The organism is Paenalcaligenes sp. DL 309, assembly GCF_057475285.1.
The window spans coordinates 1-18,663 of sequence record NZ_JBYBKW010000002.1; the positions used below are offsets into that span (position 1 = coordinate 1).

The following is an 18,663-nucleotide window of genomic DNA, read 5'->3' on the forward strand; positions in this document are numbered from 1 at the left end:
GACGCCAATCAACGATGAAGCAACCCAATAAAAAAGACCGGACGGCGGGAACGCCCGAACAAAAACGCATTAAAGAGCTTGAGGAAAAGCTTTTATATTTAGAAGCGGAGAATGCCTACTTAAAAAAGCTCGATGCCTTACTTCAGAAAAAAGAACAAGCAAAAAAAGCAAATCGCTTACCCAAGAAAAAGCGCGTGTAGTGGCTGAATTAAGGCAAAAACATAGTTTAAGTCGATTGTTCGGGTGAAGAAATACCGCTCGTATCGCGGCCAAGAAGGACGCATTGCGCCCCATTTATTACAGCGTCAATTTGATGCCTCTGGGCCCAATCAAAAGTGGGTAACGGATGTGACCGAGTTTAAGGTAGCAGGAGAAAAGCTGTACCTATCCCCGATGATGGATTTATATAATGGGGAAATTGTTGCGCATGAAATGAGTCTCCGCCCCGCTCTTCGGTTCGTGACTCAAATGGTGGAAAAAGCAAAGAAAGGACTTAAAAAAGAAGATAAGCCACTGGTTCATAGTGATCAAGGTTGGCACTATCAAAACCGTGCGTATCAGACACTTTTAATCGAACGGGGACTGACACAGAGCATGTCTCGCCGAGGAAACTGCTTGGATAATGCAGCCATGGAAAGCTTCTTCGGCACGCTGAAATCAGAATTATTTTATCTACAAAAATGGCAATCGGTGGAACAGCTAAAAAAAGCAATTAACGAATATATTAATTACTATAATCACGAACGGATTAAACTAAAATTAAAAGGACTGAGTCCGGTGCAATACCGAATTCAGTCCTTAAGTGCCCAGTAAACTAAACCGTCCAACTATTGGGGGTCAGTTCATTCGGATGGGGCTTTTTTATTGGCTTACAGCGGGTCTATGGTTTAGGTGGTTTTTTTTGGGGTGTGGGGATTTTAAGCCAAATAATCCCCACACCTATGTTTGCTTAACTCGTGACTTCAACTTCGCCTGTCGTAATAACGTTAATAAATCCATAGATTCCTCATAATCTCCTTTCTTAGAAATAAAACATATCTCGTAAGTCTTATAAACAAAGATCTTGCAGGGATATACATCTTTATTTTTTAATTAGAATGTATACCAAAGTAAGCCTTTTATTCACTTGTTTGCAATAGTTACTACTTTTATCCATAAAACTCTTTTGGTACCATAATTTTATATCTTTTACCGAGTTTTCCAGCTACGATAATACCTCGCTTACCTAAACATAGATCATAATTTTCCAGCTGTATTTTTTTACGACATGAATACGTATATCGATCTGCATACTCAACGATAAACGCCGTTAACACGTCATTAAAAAAACCATAGCGGATAAAATAACTCAAAAATATAAGCATGGGCAGGCTTAAGAAGTATGAACCAATCTTCTAGTTTTTATCTAACAGTCCATCTAGGGTTGAGTAATAAGATAGTGCCGCGTTACGTAGATTAACGCGCACTTCTTCACTCGCTTTTTCTGGATCTTGATCTATAAACGCTTGAAGAATTTTCTGTGTTGATGCTAAAGAGAGCAATCGATATTTTGACTCACGTAATGTAGCTAAGCGAACCGTTTCTACATGATCGCTCAACCGTGAAATCGTTGTACTTAAGTGTTGATTAGAGCTCATTTTTAACCACATATCTCTAAACTGGTCCTGTGCTTCCATATACTCAAGCGCTAAATTTTCAACATGAGCTTTGTGTGCTGCCTGAGCATACAGATTCATCTTGCCTAGATTATCTATAGTTGAGTTTTTACAAGCCGAGGCAGCAGCCTCAGGTTCTAGAAGAATACGAATTTCAAATATTTGAGCTATATCAGAGGGAGTAAACTGCCTCAGTATGAACCCTCTAGAAGTCCCTTTAACTAAACCTTCATTTTTCAACCTTAATAAAGCTTCACGTACAGGCATACGTGACACCTCGAGCTCTGCGGCAATCTCGTGATCAACTAAACGATCATCAAATCCAATTTCACCAAGCCGCATGCGAGAACGTAATAGCCAATAAACCTGCTCGCTAATATTACGCCTTGGACCCTCTCCATTAATAAGTTTAAGCATCAGTATTTGAAAGAGGCATGATAGTAAAAAAACAAGATGTATCACCCTGCTTTTGAACTGCACATTTATCTTCTACCACCTTCACCTCACCATTAAAAATAAGTTTCCCCATTGCCAGCATTATACCTTTTATGGGATAGCAAACCGTCTGTCCTTTAATAGAAGTAGACATAGCAAAAGGGCTGTTAAACACTTCTAATTTTATACTGTTATTGCTTCTATTTAACAAGGACCAGACCCCCCAACCTAGCTGCGCCGAAATAGTCATCATACTATTTAACAGCCTATCTGCATCATGATCTATCTCACCCCAATAAGCCTCAACAGAGTTTGAACCATATAGAGTCACAGACTGTTGAAAAGCCTCCAAAGCCTTACGTCTTTCCGTGGTCCCCTCCAGCTGATCAAAAAGCCCCATTAACACATCAGCTCTAAGCAAAACATAACGACGATCTTGGTCTAATATCTGACCTTTACCCTCGTCCCAGTTCATTCTTTTTAAAATACTCATATTATTGACTCCTAAAGTGTATACTGCTTATTTTACCTATATATCATTGATTTTAAACAGTTTTATTAATAGGGAAAACCACTACAATTAGAAAAATAAACAAACAGTATAATTATCTTCAGATAACAATATATGAAAACCCTTGAGGAGACAACTCATGATTAAAATTTACAAAAAAATGACGGCACTAGCCTTTTCCACGGCAATGGCTCTAGCCGCTGTAGGTCCTGCTCTTGCTGCTGAAAATACAGATCTAAAGATCGCCTTTCCTGTTGATATCCCCTCTTGGGATCCCACTTCAGTTACCTTTCCCGCAGGGCAGTCAATATACAAAGCCGTATTTGATTCACCCCTTTTTGTTAATGGTGAATTAGAGGTCACACCAAGAATTATCGAAAGCTGGGAATGGAACGATGAAGAAGGTAAGCAGCTTAAAATCAAGCTCCAAGAAAACGTTCTCTTTCATGATGGCAGTCAGCTCACTACTGAGGATGTGAAATTTACGTTTGAAAGGGCTGTTAATCAAAAATCACTAGCTCTTAATGGGATGATGCCTACCTTAAAATCCGTAGAAATCATCAACCCGCTAGAAGCCATCATCCACTTCAGCGCCCCTACCCCCACCGCAGCCAAAGGCTTAGCTTTCCTTTCTTCTTACATACTGCCCAAGGCATATTTTGAGAAGGTTGGCGAAGATGGATTCGCAGCAAACCCCATAGGTGCAGGCCCTTACAAACTGGTTGACTATCAACGAGGCTCAAGAATTACGTTAGAAGCCTTCGAAGACTACTGGCAAGAGGAAGCCCCAATTAAAAATGTCACTTTTGAGATTGTGCCCGATACTTCTGCTCGTGTAGCAGCCATAGAATCAGGCCGCGTTGATATATCAGTGCAAATCCCTGTTAGAGATGTGGGCCGTTTGGAAAGAAATTCAAAAATAGAAGCAGAAGTCTATCCATATAGTGAAATCTATATTTTGCAAATGCCAAGTTATGAAGAAATTTTTCAAAACGAGCATGTCCGAAAAGCAATGCACTTGGCATTAGATAAAAAAGGCCTATCTAAAGCCTTTTATAAAGATACCGCTCAGCCCATTTCTGTTTTAGCCACTAAGGGCTCCCCTGGCGATATTGAGGATTTTTCTATTGATTTTGATATAGAAGCCGCAAAAAGCGAATTAAAAAAAGCAGGCTACAGTACAGAAAACCCTCTTTCATTAAAACTTTACTCAACCAATAACACCTTCCCTGCCGATTACGATATGGCTCGCGCCATTGCCAGAATGTGGGAGAACATTGGCATCAAAGCGAATGTAGAAGAAATAACGGTAGCTAAATATCTTGAACTAAGCCACTCGTCAAAACTTGATGGAGTAATGCTTTATAGCTGGGCAAATGCAACTGGCGATCCGGAAATCTTCACCGGAAGAATTCTAGACCCACGTTTACGTTTTTCCACATGGAAAGAAGACAGCCTGATTGAAACTCTTGATGCGTTAAATTCAGAAATTAATGAAGAAAAGCGCATTCAAGGATATAAAGAGCTAAATAAGAAAATAGCAAATAATGACTGGAGCATTCCATTACTACAATCCATATCCACAGTAGCTTACAAAAAAGGATTGGACTTCAAAACCTATCAAACTGGATATATTCTACCCCAAGACTACTCTTGGTAATTTCATTAAATAAAACGGCATATATTTACTATATATGTGCCGTTTTTTCGTAAAAAAATATGAGTAGAATATGAAAAACATTACTTTCATTCTTTCAAGAAAAGCTTTTTCTATATTAATAACGTCTTTTGCATTATCAATAGTTGTTTTTTTTATTTTGAGATTTATTCCTGCAGATCCTTTAGGAATGATGCTATCACCTTCAGCTACTCAAGCTGATGCTGATTTATTAAGAAAAGAATTAGGATTAGACGGCTCTATATTAAGCCAATATTGGGTTTGGTTTTCTAATGCTATTCAGGGTGATTTAGGAAAATCTATATTTTTCCATCAATCTGTTACCTCATTACTTTTCCAAGCTTTACCTGCCACCATCGAGCTTTCTCTTTTTAGCTTAATGATTGCATTGTTAATATCAACTCCAGGTGGAATTATTCTTTACCTTTTAGATAAAAAAAGAATAGAATTTTTCGCTGATTTTATCCTTGTTTTTGTAATATCTATTCCTTCATTTTTATGGGGAATTATTTTCATTATTTTATTCGGTGTTCTTTTTCCAATACTACCTTTTATGGGAAGAATGGAGGGGAGTCCCATTAGTGATGGTACAGGTTTTATTTTATTTGACTTTTTTATCAGAGGTATGTGGGCACAGTTATGGGATGCAATTAAACATTTAATTTTACCTTCCATTGCCTTAGCTTTAGGCTTTAGTCCGATAATAATCAGAGTACTTCGCTCTAGCTTACTGGATATTGAAAATGAACAGTATGTAAACGTTGCAAGATTACGTGGGGTCTCAGAAACAAGAATTCTATTAGTTCATATGCTAAAAAATGCAGCTTTACCTACCTTAACGCTAATAGGCGTACAGTTTGGCTTTCTTTTTGGTGGCACACTACTTATAGAAATAATATTTTCCTTCCCTGGTATAGGTAATTTAATGGTTCAAGCAATTAAAAACCATGACCTCCCTCTCATTCAAGGAATAGCATTAGTTTTCTGTTTAATGATTTTAATCATTAACTCCCTTGTTGATATGTTGTATGGAATACTAAATCCTAGACTAAGGTAGATCTAATGAGTTCATTATTTAACTTTTTAAAATTTCAAAAAACCCATAATCCTAAAATAATAATAGGTGGTTTGATTGTATTAACTTTTATTTTAATTGCTATATTTGCTCCACTTATTGCTCCAAATGATCCAAATGCTCAAAACTTAATTGAAATTTTACTTCCACCTGCTTGGGATGAATATGGAATAGCACAATATCCATTAGGAACAGATAGCTTAGGAAGATGTATTTTATCTAGATTAATTTATGGATCTAGAGTTGCGCTCCTGGTTGCTGTAACCGCTGCATTAGGAACCATGTTAATAGGAAGTACATTAGCTATTTTATCTGCCTATATAGGCGGTTACTTTGATAAAGCTGTTAGCTCTTTAGTTATCCTTTGGATGGCTTTTCCACCAGTTGTTTTCTCTATGATGTTAATGGTAGGACTAGGAACAGGTTTATTTAATGTCATCCTCGCTGTTATTTTAGTTGACTGGACTCGTTTCTATAGAGTTATAAGATCCGAAGCATTAGTAGTTAGACAAAAAGACTATATAAATGCAGCAGGTTTACTAGGATTTTCGCATTTTAGAATTATGTTAAAAGAAATTCTTCCTAGCGTAACTCCTTTAATCATTACTTTATTTAGTTTACAAATGGGTATTGCTATTATTGTGGAAGCTATTTTAAGTTTTGTCGGCTTATCAGTTTCTTCAGATGTCGTGGCCTGGGGCGTGATGTTGGCTGATGGTAGAGATCAAATTTATGACACTGTTTGGAATTTATTAGCACCTGTTTTAGGTATAGTTTTTGCTGTTTTAGGATTCAACTTACTAAGTGATGGCCTTAGAGTCGCTTTAGATCCCCGCTTAAAAAAACAAGGAGATAACTGATGAGCTATGTTATTGAATTTGACCAAGTCTCTATTTCCGTAGAGAGCAAAGAAAAAAACATAGACTTATTAAGGAAAATCTCTTTTTCCGTTAGCTCAGGAAAAACCTTAGGTCTAGTTGGTGAGTCCGGAGCTGGGAAAAGCATGATAGGAAGAGTGCTTTCAGGCCTACTACCCAGCAATTTAAAACTCACACACGGTGAAGTACGCTTTCACGGCAAACGAGTAACAGGTGTGGAGATGCGCGAACTATTAGGAAAAAAAGTAGCATTTATTCCTCAAGAGCCCCTCTCCTCACTGAATCCTGTACTGACTATAAAAGATCAAATGTACGAACATTTAAAGCGGGTTGGCATAGCTAAAAAAGATAGAGAAAAATATGCTATAGAACGTTTGACTGAAGTTGGTTTACCAGAGCCGTCAACCATGCTTGATCGTTATGCTCATCAATTATCTGGTGGGCAATGCCAACGAATACTTATTGCCATGGCTTTTTCTGGTGATCCAGAGTTAATTATTGCTGACGAACCCACAACAGCGTTAGACGTGATAACTCAGGCACAAATTATTCGTATCCTGCGTGAAGTACAGCGACAACATAACACGGCTGTTATTTTAATTACGCACGACTTACGAATGGCAGCACATGTTTGTGATGAAGTACTCGTTCTCTATGCCGGAGATGTGGTCGAACATGGACCAGCAGCAGCCGTATTAGACCAGCCATCACACCCCTACTCTTGGGCATTAAAAAATGCAACGCCGGCACTACTAGGGCCATTATATAAACTACCCTCTTTAGCTGAAATCATGCCTGGACTACAAGACATGGCTAACCTACATGGGTGTCGCTTTGTACAACGCTGTCCAATTAGTGAACCAGTATGTAGTCAAGGAATCCCTGCATTAAAACAAATCAGCCTAAATCATAATGTTGCTTGTATTGCTGAGATGTCCAAAATAAATAATGTGCATGAGCGTGAAGCACATTCCGTTCCCATAGCCCTTAAAAATACAGAAAGGCCTTTAATTGAATTCAAAGATGTAGAACGTACGTATAGTGTGGTTAAAAAAAGAAAGAAAAGTACGATGTATGCTTTAAAACCTACATCTTTAAGTGTAAATCAAGGTGAGTTAATTGGCATTGTAGGAGAGAGCGGTAGTGGCAAAAGCACTATCGCCAGACTCATGGTGGGCCTACTTGATGCTAGTGGAGGCGAAGTAAAAGTTTTAGATAAACCTCGTGCACAACTAAATAAAAAAGATAACGAGGACATCTCTAAAGCGATTCAAATGATTTTCCAAGACCCGGACTCAGCATTAAATCCTAGAAGACGCGTCTGGGAATTAATCACTCAAGTTTTAGAACTTCACCCTTCCATGAGTGATGCAAAGCGTAAAAAAGTAGCTAAAAATCTCATGAAAGAAGTTGGTATAGCTCCGGATGCAGGTGAACGTTTCCCTAGCCAACTCTCTGGCGGCCAAAAACAACGTATCAATATTGCTAGAGCATTATGTGTTGAGCCGCGTCTTTTAGTCGCTGATGAGGTTGTCTCAGGCCTAGATGTCTCAGTCCAAGCTTTAATTTTAAATCTACTTATTAAACTAAATCGTGACTTTGGTATCGCCGTTGTCTTTATCTCCCATGATTTATCTGTAGTTCGTTACTTATGCTCTAGAGTGCTAGTTATGCACAATGGCGAAGTGGTAGAGCAAGGAATAACCTCAGAAGTCTTCTCTAATCCTCAACATTCTTATACAAAAAACTTATTATCTGCTGTGCCTCCAGAAAGCTCAGAAGGGATTTGGCCTCCTCTACTAAAAGGTGAAATGAAATGAATAAAGAATACATTGTTAACCTAGTAAATAAAAAACAAATTCACAGTGACATCTATCTCAATGAAGATGTTTTTGAGTCTGAAATGAAAAACCTATTTCATAATTCTTGGATTTATGTAGGCCATGAAAGCCAAGTTCCCAACACAGGTGATTACCTCTCTACTCTTATAGGTAAATCTCCGGTAATAATGATTAGAAATGCAAAAGGCGAAGTGCATGTATTAATGAATCGATGCGCACACAAAGGCGCCAGACTAGTAAGTGAAGCTAGCGGTAATGTTGGAAAAATGTTGCGCTGCCCCTATCATGCATGGACCTATCGCCTCGACGGTTCTTTACTCTCAATTCCCATTAAAAAAGAATATGAAAACACCGGTTTTGACGAGTGCCCTGCGGCCCAGGGTCTGTCTACCCCTGGGGCTGTAGAAAGTTATAGAGGTTTTGTTTTTGCTAGATTAAGCGAAGAAGGTATAGGTTTTCATGATTATTTTGGTGATGTGTTATCAGCCTTAGACACGATGGCGGATAGTTCACCCGATGGAGAGCTAGAGATAGCAGGCGGATCTATTAGAAGCCAAATAAAATGTAACTGGAAAATGTATCTAGAGAATATAAATGATACCGTTCACCCTATTTCAGCTCATGAATCTGCTGCTAGCTCTGCAGCTAAGGTAGCCGATGAGTTTGCAGATATTGATCCATTGTCTCTAGAGCAATTACTACCTTTTGGCTCTAATTATGAGTTTTACTCAACAATGGGGGTCAAAACGTTTAAAAACGGCCATAGTATTTTAGGAACTAAATTTAGTATACATAGCGCCTACGCAGAAATAAAAGGCTACAAAGAAATGCTTGAAAAGGCTCATGGCGAAGAAAAAACCTCTAATGTTTTAAATTTCACCCCACAAAACGTTGTGCTGTATCCTAGCTTAGCAGCTAAAGGCTCCCCTCAAATCCTTCGTGTTTTACGACCTATCTCCGTAAATGAAACGCTATTAGAAGTGTGGGTTTTTCAGCCTAAAAATGCACCTAAAGAATTACTAAATAGGGGCTTAACGTATAGTCGCTTAGTTTTTTCACCTATGAGTGTGGTAGCTCACGACGATCTTCATCTATTTGAAAGTCAACAAAAAAACCTGAAAGCCGCTGGCAATAAATGGATAAATCTTTGTCGCCAATTTGATGAGGCTGAGTTAGAAAATGACACAAACACATTTGACAATGCAAATAATGAACTAGTTATCAGAAATCAATATAAAGCATGGAAAAACATCATAACTTCTTCTTTTGAGGGCTAAGACAATGGATTTTAATTTAAAAGAAATAGAGGATTTTGTTTTCTACGAAAATCATCTTCTAGACAGTAAAAACTACGATGACTGGTACGATCTTTTTTCCGAAGATGGTATTTATTGGGTTCCGGGTTGCAGTGACCAGACTGATCAACTGTCTCAAATGTCTATAGCTCTTGAGAACAAGCTGCTTTTAAAACTAAGAATAGAACGATTAAATCATAGCAGAGCTTTTTCATTGCAGCCAAAGATACAAGGGATGCGCTTAGTGCAACCTATAAAAACATTAAAAAACAAGATGGATTCAGAAGGGTATATTCAAGTGGAAACCAATATTATCTACTCTGAATATCAATCTTCTACTGTAGAATCATTTCCTGCTAAGGTCACATACCACTTAAGGTCTAAAGATACGAGTTGGGAAATCATTCAAAAAAGGATTGATTTACTCGCAGTAGATGGCTACCTGCCTATGATTCAACTTTTTATTTAGGTTTTATGAATAACAAATAAGGGAGTGGACAATCGCTCACCTTCATGCCCGCATCCGCTTCTTTTAACACCGCAATAATTTGCGATTCAGTAAATCGTGATTTCTTCATCATCGTCTCCTACGTAAAGTATCGCAGAAAACTCCAATTATGACTGTCTCAGTTTAGGGGAAGTGGACAGTAGCCAGCTTATCAGCTACTTGGGGGGGTAGAACTAGAGATTCATTTTAAAACGCAATTTTTTTTAGCCATAATATTGTAAAAAACCTCATCCTAGGATGAGGTTTTTTATTATTGGTAGCTGTTACTCTTTGCGTCAAAGATGGTACTACTCTTACTAAAATGCTAATGTCAAAAAATACCTTCTCATTCTTGATAATTAGTGAACAGGAGGAGAATTATGACTATGCAGAACTCACCACAGAAAAAAGCTACGCTTTATCGAATGGTCATGCCAAAACATCTTTGCCCTTATGGTCTAAAATCAAAAGATTTACTTCAACGCAAAGGCTTTGAGGTGGAAGACCATCATCTGACCACCCGCGAACAAACCGATGCGTTCATGGAAAAAGAAGGGGTAGACACCACTCCACAAACCTATATTAATGGAAAACGTATTGGTGGCTTTGACGAGTTAGAAGTTTACTTAGATGTTAAAAAACCCAAAGACCAACGCAGAGACACCTCTTATCAAGCAGTAGTGGCTATTTTTGGCGTAGCTATGCTTATGGCATTAGGTTTATCTTGGTATAGTTTTGGAACCTTGTTTACGCTACGGGGTTTCGAGTGGTTTATCGCCATTTCCATGTGCTTATTAGCGGTACAAAAACTGCAAGACCTCGAACAATTTTCTACCATGTTCCTTAATTATGATTTACTAGCCCAACGTTGGGTCCGCTATAGCAAACTGTACCCATTTGGGGAGGCTTTGGCAGGCGTACTCATGCTGGCAGGCAGCTTACTCTGGCTAGCGGCACCAGTGGCTATATTCATTGGTACTATTGGGGCAGTCTCCGTCATTAAGGCGGTCTACGTAGACAGACGAGAGCTAAAATGCGCCTGTGTGGGTGGTAACAGTAAAGTGCCACTGGGCGCTATTTCATTGACTGAAAACTTAATGATGATAGGTATGGGACTCTGGATGCTTATTGCATACGTTTAGAACGATTTGCTTTCCCTCTACCCTGTCCTTGCCTTCCACCCTTAGGCTCAATCACTGTTTTCGTGGCTTTGTTTTTACGGCTTGCCAGCGTTTTACGTGAGATACTTTTAATTAGAGAAGTACGACTCACTTCAAAGCCCGGTTTGACGATGCGTTTAATTTTGCTGCCGATGAGTTTTTGAATACGCTCTAAGGCTTGCTCTTCTTCTCGGCTGACAAAAGAAATAGCGGTCCCCGCTTCCCCTGCACGACCAGTACGGCCAATACGGTGTACATAATCTTCAGGCAAATAAGGCAAATTAAAGTTCAACACATAGTCCAGGCCTTCAATATCTAAGCCTCTAGCGGCTACTTCAGTAGCAATCAATACTTGTAACTTTGCGGATTTAAAATCAGCGATGGCGCGACGTCTAGAGCCTTGGCTTTTATCACCATGACATACAGCAGCGGCCACTTTACGTTTTTTAAGTGCTGCTAACAATCGATCCGCCTGCTCTTTAGTACTCGTAAATACTAAAATTTGAAACCAGTTATGCTCTGTTAACAACGCTTCAAATAATTCAATTTTTCGACTTTCTTCTACTGCATACACCGCATGATTCACGGTATCGGCTGTGCTATTAAGCTTCGTCACCTGAATTTGCTGATGTTTATTTAACACCTGTTGGGCAAATTCATTAACTGCTGAAGAGGTGGTAGCTGAAAAAAGCAGGGTTTGGCGTTTTGAGGAGGTTAATTGCATCAGCTGCAATACATCACTAATAAAGCCCATGTCTAACATGCGATCGGCTTCATCAAGCACCACAAACTCCACGTCGGTTAATACCACATTACCTAGGCTGGTATGTTCCAGTAAACGGCCTGGCGTGCTGATGACTATATCCACACCGGCCTGTAACTTATTCGTCTGCCCTCCCATTTTTACGCCCCCATACAGTGCTGTTACACTGATAGGTAAATACTTGGCATAAGCACTAATGAAATCCGCTAATTGCTCAGCGAGCTCACGCGTAGGTGCCAAAATTAAGGCACGAGGGCGGCGGGCCACGGTGGCTTTGGGTTGATCTACTAAACGTTGTAATAACGGAATCGCAAAAGCCGCGGTTTTACCTGTCCCTGTTTGAGCGGTAACTTGTAAATCTTTACCACGGCGTGCCGGCACGATGGCTTGGGCTTGTACCGGCGTCATAGTGCCGTAGCCGCGCTCAGTAACTGCACGTTGCAGTTCGGGAGCTAAATCTAAAGACGAAAATTGCATAAAAGGTTCTCTAATTATTAATGCTGACAACTAATTAAATGTCAGTGTTTGGCGATGAACTGTGCTCATGGTTAGCCGCTCTGGCAAGAATTTCCACATAAAACTCTGGCAGCTCTTGCGCTACAGCTTCATCCACATGTTTATTGAGCTCAGAAGTAAAAACCACTTCTGCGGTTTCTGCGGAAGGACCAAAACGACAATCAAAGGTCCAGTAATCTGCCCCGGCAGGCAGCGGTTTATTACGCTCTCTGCGCAGGTATTTTTTAATATCGTGCTTAATAGCGTCTACCAAACGCGCGGGTTTTAACTTAGGGTGGGTTAAAGCGAAAGTTTTTTTCATCAAGATGTTGCGCGAGATACCCCGTCATTTATGGCGGGGAGGGATAGCGCGTTGGCGTAAGCCAACCTTGTTCTCGCTTCTCCGTAGTTAATTACTATCCGATCTAAGTGAATATCCGTAGCCATCGCTACGTTGAATAAGGGTGCAGTATCGATGGCTGATGCCTTGAACTAGCCCCTCTGCGGTTTGAATATTAAAGCTACCTGAAGCCCTAACGGCAACGCGACCCATATACGCGCCAACCTTCTTGCCTTTCGTGACGATCGCCTTAACCCTGTCACCCGTCTGAAAGCCATGAATTCGTTTTTGCCGTGTTAAATAGCCTCGCGGGAAGCCAAAACGATTAAGGCGTGTGCGTTGGTAGCTGCCGCGCCCAGTGGCCTTAATCGCTAACGTCGGTTTTTGCCACTGCTCAACATAATCCACCTGGCCCACACATACGGCATCTAAGGCATGCGTCTTTGGAATACCTAGCTTTGAGCGATTACACTTCGTTAAGCCGCCAGACCCAGTGCGTACAGACAACCCGGTTGCTTTGAGTGCGTTAAAGAGCTGCCATCGCGTGGCGTTAACGGCAGCGGCATCTCGTAAAGGGCGTTTTGCTTGGGCTTGAATTTTAGTTAAGCGTTTAGGGTCTTTTGCCAAGAACAGCGTGATGTCTTGCGCGGCCTTTTTTAGGTTACACGGTGCACACGCGAGCGTTAAATTGCTGACGCGATTCGAGCCGCCACGCGCTTTGGGGTGTATGTGGTCGATTTGCAGCGGCACAGTTGACGCATCGCAGTAGGCGCATTGTCGTCGCCACTTCTCTAACAAATACTCGCGTACCTCATAGCCCACTAATTCGCCTTGCTGGTATTCCACGCCCGCTATTTCCGGGTTTTCAAGCTGTTGCATATCAAAGCGAACGAGCTCTTGAGCTAGGTGCGTAATGGGTGCCACGTTTCGTAGTCGCGCAACCCACGATAACGTAGTATCAATTCGATGCTGCAAACTCGGCGCTAACCACCCTTTGCCTTTGTTTTTCCGATTAAGAAAGCGGGGCGCACGGTACCGTAAGTTGGCACTACGACGGCGACGACGCATTTGGCGTCTCGCTGTTAAGGCGTGACTGATTTGAAACCCGCGATGTATCAACTCAAACAGGTTTAGTACGTGCGCCGTAGCTGTTATCTCGCCCGTTTCCGCGTCAATGGTGTTGCTATTGCGAACCAACGCCAGCCCTGATGTTTTACTGCCAGGATCAATCTTAAGCTCTAACGGTTGTAACTCGCATAGTGCCACCTCCCTATCAATCAAGCGAATCGTAAAGGGGATCAATCGATGCACCCTGGCTCGCCCTCGCGCCAATAGAAGCCGTGCTCGCTTCTCGGAACACGGCATCAGCGGCGCTTGACGTCTATCTATTACAAAAACAGCCATGGCTATTTTCTCCTAATTTTGCCCTTACGGGCCTGGTGACGGAGGCTTACGCCTCGCTCCCCTCGACAAGGTTGATGTCCCGCTAGATGCCTAAAGCACCACGCAATAGCCCGTTTCGTGCCTACCCGAGGCGTGTCTGCGGCTACCGCTTACAGCGCTTGGAACTGAGGAAGCATTCCAAGGTGTATCTTGAACGTAACACCAACGTAGCGCTATAACAGCGCTGAGTCTGGTCAATCTAGGCAAGCACAGAGTGACTCTGGCATGCCTCGCCTTTAGGGCGGGGTTATTGACGGAATTCCTACGTCATAGATATGCTTAATCATGCATTTTATAGTAATTATAAGGCTATGACTGCCTGAGTATGATCTATCCAAATATATTCATCAAATTGATAAGAAAGCTCTGCCTTAAAATAATGGCTAGCACGCTCCGCTTCTGGCAAATACACCACACCAATGGCACGGTGCAAACGCGACTCTAACAGAGCTAATCGCACCTCTACATCTCCTGCATGCGAAAAGGGTAACAAAAAACCATTAAGACCCGTTTCATGAAATAGCCGCTCGTAACTATCAGCCAAAACAGGGGCTAAAACTTTATTTTCCATAGCTCCACCCCAGTTCGAAGCGGCAGCCACGGTACCTGTATTGGTACCAAATCCTATTAAGTAAGCGGCATCTCTGAATCGTTCTCTACAAAGTTGACCCAAATTTAGCTCGCCAAGCTCTAGACTCTCGGTAGCACGCGCATCACCAATATGTGAATTGTGCGCCCACACCACTGCTCTACTGTTTTTACCGTAATAGTGTAGTAATGCATCTAACGTTTCAAACATATGAGTATCACGTAGATTCCACAAATTATGAGTATCCTGATGCATGAGACGGTAATAAGCCTCAGCGCTTACTACTAAGCGCGCATTTTGTAAGACATCCATATATCGCGCTTTACCCGTCTGCGCTGCATACCTATCTTTCTGTGCTTGTAGATTTTGTAAGACCTGACTCACCGAGAATTCACAGCTAACAAAACCAGGGCTTGTGGCGTATTGGCTATAATCGAAGGGGTCTGGTTTAAATGAATCTAAAACGGTGTAATGGTCACGTGCATTCTGGGCGGCATCGGGATCTACCTCATGCAAATACCTCAGAACCGCAGCTATAGAATCAAAAAGGCTATACATATCTAAACCGTAAAAAGCCACTCTTTCTTCCGAATCACAACTTTTATTAAACTCGCGTAACCACTTCATAAAGGTCAACATCTCTTCATTACGCCACATCCAAGTGGGAAAACGTGCAGACGCTATCCACGCCGTTAATGAATCATCGGTAGACTGTATATAGTTATTCATCTGGGCTATATCCGGCCAATCGCCCTCTAAAGCCACAAAACTAACACCCTTTTCCTCAATTAAAGCACGCGTAATTCGATAACGTGCCTGATAAAATTCCGAAGTGCCATGAGTGGCTTCGCCCAATAGTACTACCTTACTATCAGCAATCCGCTCTAACAGCGCTCTCAGTGGCAAATCCTCCACGGCGTCAAAAGGTTCAGCCACTTGAATTATGCGTTGTATTAAGCGCTTTTCATCAGTAGATGCAAGGGCTGGATTAGGATTGAAGCCTGCCTCACCGATCAAAGGTACAAAACGCACATCACCCAGATTTTCTGTTTGATATTCATCTTCTGCCAAGCGAGTAATACGTAAAAGCTGTTGCACGGACTGCTCCGCTCCTACCGGTAACACCAAATGCCCACCTATGGCTAGCTGTTGCTTTAAGGTTTCTGGCACCACCGGTGCACCTGCGGCTACCACAATAGCATCAAAGGGTGCAGCTTCCGGCCACCCTAAAGAACCATCGCCTACCCGTAACTCTACATTTGTAAAACCGGTGTGCTTGAGGGCTTTTTGGGCTTGGGCGGCTAAATGATCAATGCGCTCTATGGAATACACCTTGTCCGCAATGCAAGCCAGTACTGCAGCCGCGTAGCCCGAGCCTGTGCCCACATCCAGCACCTTTTCTCCACCTTTAAGCTCCAAAGCTTCAGTCATCATGGCCACAATAGTAGGTTGCGAAATGGTTTGATCCGCACCAATGGGCAAAGGGGTGTTGTTATAGGCAAATTCACGTAACGTTTCAGGGACAAACGCCTCTCGCGGTACCCGTTTCAGTGCGTCAAGTACGGCAGTAGAGCGTATACTGTCTTCACGTAGCAGTTGATTTATCAACTCCTGACGGCGAACATGTAAATTTTCTTGTGTCATTTATTTCCTCAGATTATGCGAATTAATACCAACCATCACAGACATCCAAATGATCTGTTATTTATTATTATGTTATTTACTGTAATCAGTATAGGACTACTACGCACTACTGCTGCACAAGCTCAACGTATTGATTATGTGAATGCGGTTTTTTCTGTGGAGTACAACAATAAACTCATCCAAGGCGAAAACCATTTACATATACAACGCGATCAAAATCAATACCAAATTGACTTTGCCTTAGATCACTGGCTGTTATCATCCAGTCAAAAAGCCACTTTTGCAATGAAATCGTCGTGTGAGGTAGAACCTCTTTCCTATATTTCTACGTCCAAACGTCCTTTAAAAGAAGAAGTCGTACAAACCTTATCGTTTGATTGGAATGCGAAAAAAGCAGAATTTAATAGTGAAAAAGAACAAAAAATCTTTGATCTAGACACGGCCCTATATGACCCTCTGAGTTTTTTTATTGAAGCTCGTTGTGAATTGATGGCTGGTAAAAAAGAGTTTTCCTACCCCTTGATCCATAAAGGCAATAAAAAAATTCACAACTATAAAGTAATGGGTACGGAAATGGTAGAAACAGGGCAAGGGGATGTGGAAGCGTTAATAATAGAGCGCGACCGTAAAAGTGAAAGCCGTCAAACCCGCCTTTATGTGGCGCCCAGTTTAGATTATTTATTAGTTAAAATTGAACATCAAGAAAGCCGACTGCTAAAAATCGTTGCCACCTTAAAAAACATGGATTACAAACTCTTAGAAAATTAAAATCCGCAGAATTAGTTTTACTGCCAGTTATCTACAAACAGCTCCAATTGTCCCTGAAAACCTGGGCGAGCATTTATGGCTGTGCCTAGCGGTACACGAATCCACCGCAAGCCATGCTCCTCCGTTATTTCTGCTTTATGAGGCGCATTACCAATGCCATCTTTCAGAGAAAGCCCATAACGAATCGTTTTATCACGTATCGCTAAAGTGATTTGCTCTTGATACATAAAGCCTTCAAAGTGTTCATTAAACCAAAATTTGCGATTCACTTCAAAAAGCGGAATACGCACTCCTACATCAATCATAAACATAAGAGCCTGATCAGAAGCTTCACGCGCCTTCTCCGTCAAATAGCCAGTAAATAGATAAACAGGTAACTGCTCTTTAATAAGCTCATCGTACGTACGTAAAAGTGCAGAAGCATGGTCATAACGCCGCTCATGCAAGACATAATTAGCTCCTGATCGTACACTGATAACCGTATCAAAATAATAAGACCCCCTGACCTCCGCATTATTATTATATTTTTCTTGTACACCCGGTGGTAGATCCACTCTATTTACGCGAAGCTTAGCTGTAACTCGTAACGAGCCGAACAAAAAACGTCTTAAATTTTGATAACCGGATTCGGAATTCACTAAACCAAAGTGCCCTGAATGACTACGATACGCAACAGCACGGGGTGCGTTTTCAATGTAGGCATTGGCTATCATTACCAGTCCGTCGCTGGCTGGCCCAGTTACTCGTTTTGTAAGTTTAAAAAATGCATCGTAATCTTTATAATCAGAGCCAATAAAACAGAAGCTTTTCTCAGGGTCAAAAGCACCATCTAATGAATTGACGGCAACAGTTTTTTTACTTATTTTCAAATAATCTCGCATACGGCTTAGGGAGAAATTAGATATTTGAAATTTGTCGAGAGGACCTAGCTCAGGCACATTAACGCCCAGCATCTCAATGCCATTATGCGGTGTGCCATACGTAAATAATTTATCCACATAATGGGGGCTAGCAGCCCCCTTAGCTAACTCTAGATCCGTGTCATCATATCCTTTGGGCGCACCATATCGGCAAATATTTTGCAGGTAACAACGACTCACTAAGCCACCCATTGAGTGAGCCACTAAATGCACGTTAAACGCCTTCTTTCGGTCTTTATCATCGCCACAAATTGCGTCCCGCACACGCAGAATAAAGCGACGTAGATCCAGAGCAAATTGCTCCATAGTAACCCGCTCACCGCTGCCAAGTAAGTTTGAAGCTTGCTCATAGTAACGAAATACCCAAATCGATTTCGGTGTAATCTTACCCCGCTCCTCAAGGTATCCCCCACCTTGGAAAGCATCGATATAGCCGTGATCCTTCATCAGACGCAGCAGTGGTGATTCAAAAATGAAAGAAATGGGCTTACTTTGATAATCCTGCCGCAAAACAGTGGAGCCGCGATTAAATCCCATATAAGGGTCAGCCGTCGCTTCGTCTATCTCCGACATGGTCGCCGCAAAGCCCCGTACATATATTATTGGGTAATAAGGTGGCTGTAGTGTCGCTTTCGTAGCCATAACTCTTCTCCTCGAAGATGTTTGACCATTAGACATTTAAAAAG

The 18,663-nt window shown here is 41.4% G+C and carries 15 protein-coding genes and 2 pseudogenes; 10 read left to right on the forward strand and 7 right to left on the reverse strand.

Annotated features, from left to right (window positions below):
• Both AC2UZJ_RS02700 and AC2UZJ_RS02705 read left to right on the forward strand, forming a co-directional pair.
• Positions 1–200: pseudogene (locus tag AC2UZJ_RS02700) on the forward strand (hypothetical protein); the annotation flags it as partial.
• Positions 201–228: 28 nt separating this feature from the next.
• Positions 229–813 (forward strand): annotated as a pseudogene (locus AC2UZJ_RS02705) (IS3 family transposase); the annotation flags it as partial.
• 581 nt (positions 814–1,394) lie between these two features.
• On the opposite strand, the gene AC2UZJ_RS02710 reads toward AC2UZJ_RS02705, so the two are convergent.
• Positions 1,395–2,072 (reverse strand): GntR family transcriptional regulator, encoded by a 678-nt coding sequence (locus tag AC2UZJ_RS02710; protein WP_486948592.1) that lies wholly within the window; start codon positions 2,070–2,072, stop codon positions 1,395–1,397.
• On the reverse strand, positions 2,065–2,583 hold the full coding sequence (locus AC2UZJ_RS02715) for a V4R domain-containing protein (RefSeq protein ID WP_486948593.1): 519 nt from the start codon (positions 2,581–2,583) through the stop codon (positions 2,065–2,067). The genes AC2UZJ_RS02710 and AC2UZJ_RS02715 overlap by 8 nt, the downstream gene beginning before the upstream one ends.
• A gap of 157 nt (positions 2,584–2,740) precedes the next feature.
• Between AC2UZJ_RS02715 and AC2UZJ_RS02720 the strand changes: the two genes are divergently transcribed.
• The 7 genes from AC2UZJ_RS02720 (at position 2,741) to AC2UZJ_RS02750 (ending at position 10,997) form a co-directional block, all read left to right on the forward strand.
• Positions 2,741–4,261: an ABC transporter substrate-binding protein gene (locus AC2UZJ_RS02720; RefSeq protein WP_486948594.1), complete on the forward strand. Its 1,521-nt coding sequence runs from the start codon at positions 2,741–2,743 to the stop codon at positions 4,259–4,261.
• Positions 4,262–4,331: 70 nt separating this feature from the next.
• Positions 4,332–5,336, forward strand: coding sequence for an ABC transporter permease (locus AC2UZJ_RS02725; RefSeq protein ID WP_486948595.1), 1,005 nt, complete (start codon positions 4,332–4,334; stop codon positions 5,334–5,336).
• 5 nt (positions 5,337–5,341) lie between these two features.
• Positions 5,342–6,214 (forward strand): ABC transporter permease, encoded by an 873-nt coding sequence (locus AC2UZJ_RS02730; RefSeq protein ID WP_486948596.1) that lies wholly within the window; start codon positions 5,342–5,344, stop codon positions 6,212–6,214.
• Positions 6,214–8,052: an ABC transporter ATP-binding protein gene (locus AC2UZJ_RS02735; protein ID WP_486948597.1), complete on the forward strand. Its 1,839-nt coding sequence runs from the start codon at positions 6,214–6,216 to the stop codon at positions 8,050–8,052. Before AC2UZJ_RS02730 ends, AC2UZJ_RS02735 begins: the two co-directional genes overlap by 1 nt.
• Complete coding sequence (locus tag AC2UZJ_RS02740) at positions 8,049–9,350, forward strand: aromatic ring-hydroxylating oxygenase subunit alpha (protein ID WP_486948598.1); 1,302 nt, start codon at positions 8,049–8,051, stop codon at positions 9,348–9,350. Before AC2UZJ_RS02735 ends, AC2UZJ_RS02740 begins: the two co-directional genes overlap by 4 nt.
• 4 nt (positions 9,351–9,354) lie before the next feature.
• Positions 9,355–9,837 (forward strand): aromatic-ring-hydroxylating dioxygenase subunit beta, encoded by a 483-nt coding sequence (locus AC2UZJ_RS02745; protein ID WP_486948599.1) that lies wholly within the window; start codon positions 9,355–9,357, stop codon positions 9,835–9,837.
• A gap of 398 nt (positions 9,838–10,235) precedes the next feature.
• The gene (locus AC2UZJ_RS02750) at positions 10,236–10,997 is read left to right on the forward strand and encodes a MauE/DoxX family redox-associated membrane protein (RefSeq protein ID WP_486948600.1); all 762 of its coding nucleotides are present in this window, start codon (positions 10,236–10,238) and stop codon (positions 10,995–10,997) included.
• Here the strand turns inward: AC2UZJ_RS02750 and AC2UZJ_RS02755 are convergent.
• From AC2UZJ_RS02755 to AC2UZJ_RS02770, 4 genes are all read right to left on the reverse strand, one after another.
• Positions 10,981–12,255, reverse strand: coding sequence for a DEAD/DEAH box helicase (locus AC2UZJ_RS02755; RefSeq protein WP_486948601.1), 1,275 nt, complete (start codon positions 12,253–12,255; stop codon positions 10,981–10,983). The genes AC2UZJ_RS02750 and AC2UZJ_RS02755 overlap by 17 nt on opposite strands.
• Before the next feature lie 34 nt (positions 12,256–12,289).
• Positions 12,290–12,595: a DUF6172 family protein gene (locus tag AC2UZJ_RS02760; protein WP_486948602.1), complete on the reverse strand. Its 306-nt coding sequence runs from the start codon at positions 12,593–12,595 to the stop codon at positions 12,290–12,292.
• A gap of 87 nt (positions 12,596–12,682) precedes the next feature.
• Positions 12,683–14,017 carry an RNA-guided endonuclease IscB gene (gene iscB / locus AC2UZJ_RS02765; protein ID WP_486948603.1) on the reverse strand — a complete coding sequence of 445 codons (1,335 nt, stop codon included), beginning with the start codon at positions 14,015–14,017 and terminating at the stop codon, positions 12,683–12,685.
• Positions 14,018–14,357: 340 nt separating this feature from the next.
• Positions 14,358–16,289 (reverse strand): protein-L-isoaspartate(D-aspartate) O-methyltransferase, encoded by a 1,932-nt coding sequence (locus AC2UZJ_RS02770; RefSeq protein WP_486948604.1) that lies wholly within the window; start codon positions 16,287–16,289, stop codon positions 14,358–14,360.
• Between the two features lie 69 nt (positions 16,290–16,358).
• On the opposite strand from AC2UZJ_RS02770, the gene AC2UZJ_RS02775 reads away from it, so the two are divergent.
• Positions 16,359–17,057: a DUF3108 domain-containing protein gene (locus tag AC2UZJ_RS02775; protein ID WP_486948605.1), complete on the forward strand. Its 699-nt coding sequence runs from the start codon at positions 16,359–16,361 to the stop codon at positions 17,055–17,057.
• Between the two features lie 17 nt (positions 17,058–17,074).
• Here the strand turns inward: AC2UZJ_RS02775 and AC2UZJ_RS02780 are convergent, their stop codons facing one another.
• On the reverse strand, positions 17,075–18,619 hold the full coding sequence (locus tag AC2UZJ_RS02780) for a hypothetical protein (protein ID WP_486948606.1): 1,545 nt from the start codon (positions 18,617–18,619) through the stop codon (positions 17,075–17,077).
• Positions 18,620–18,663: the final 44 nt, after the last annotated feature.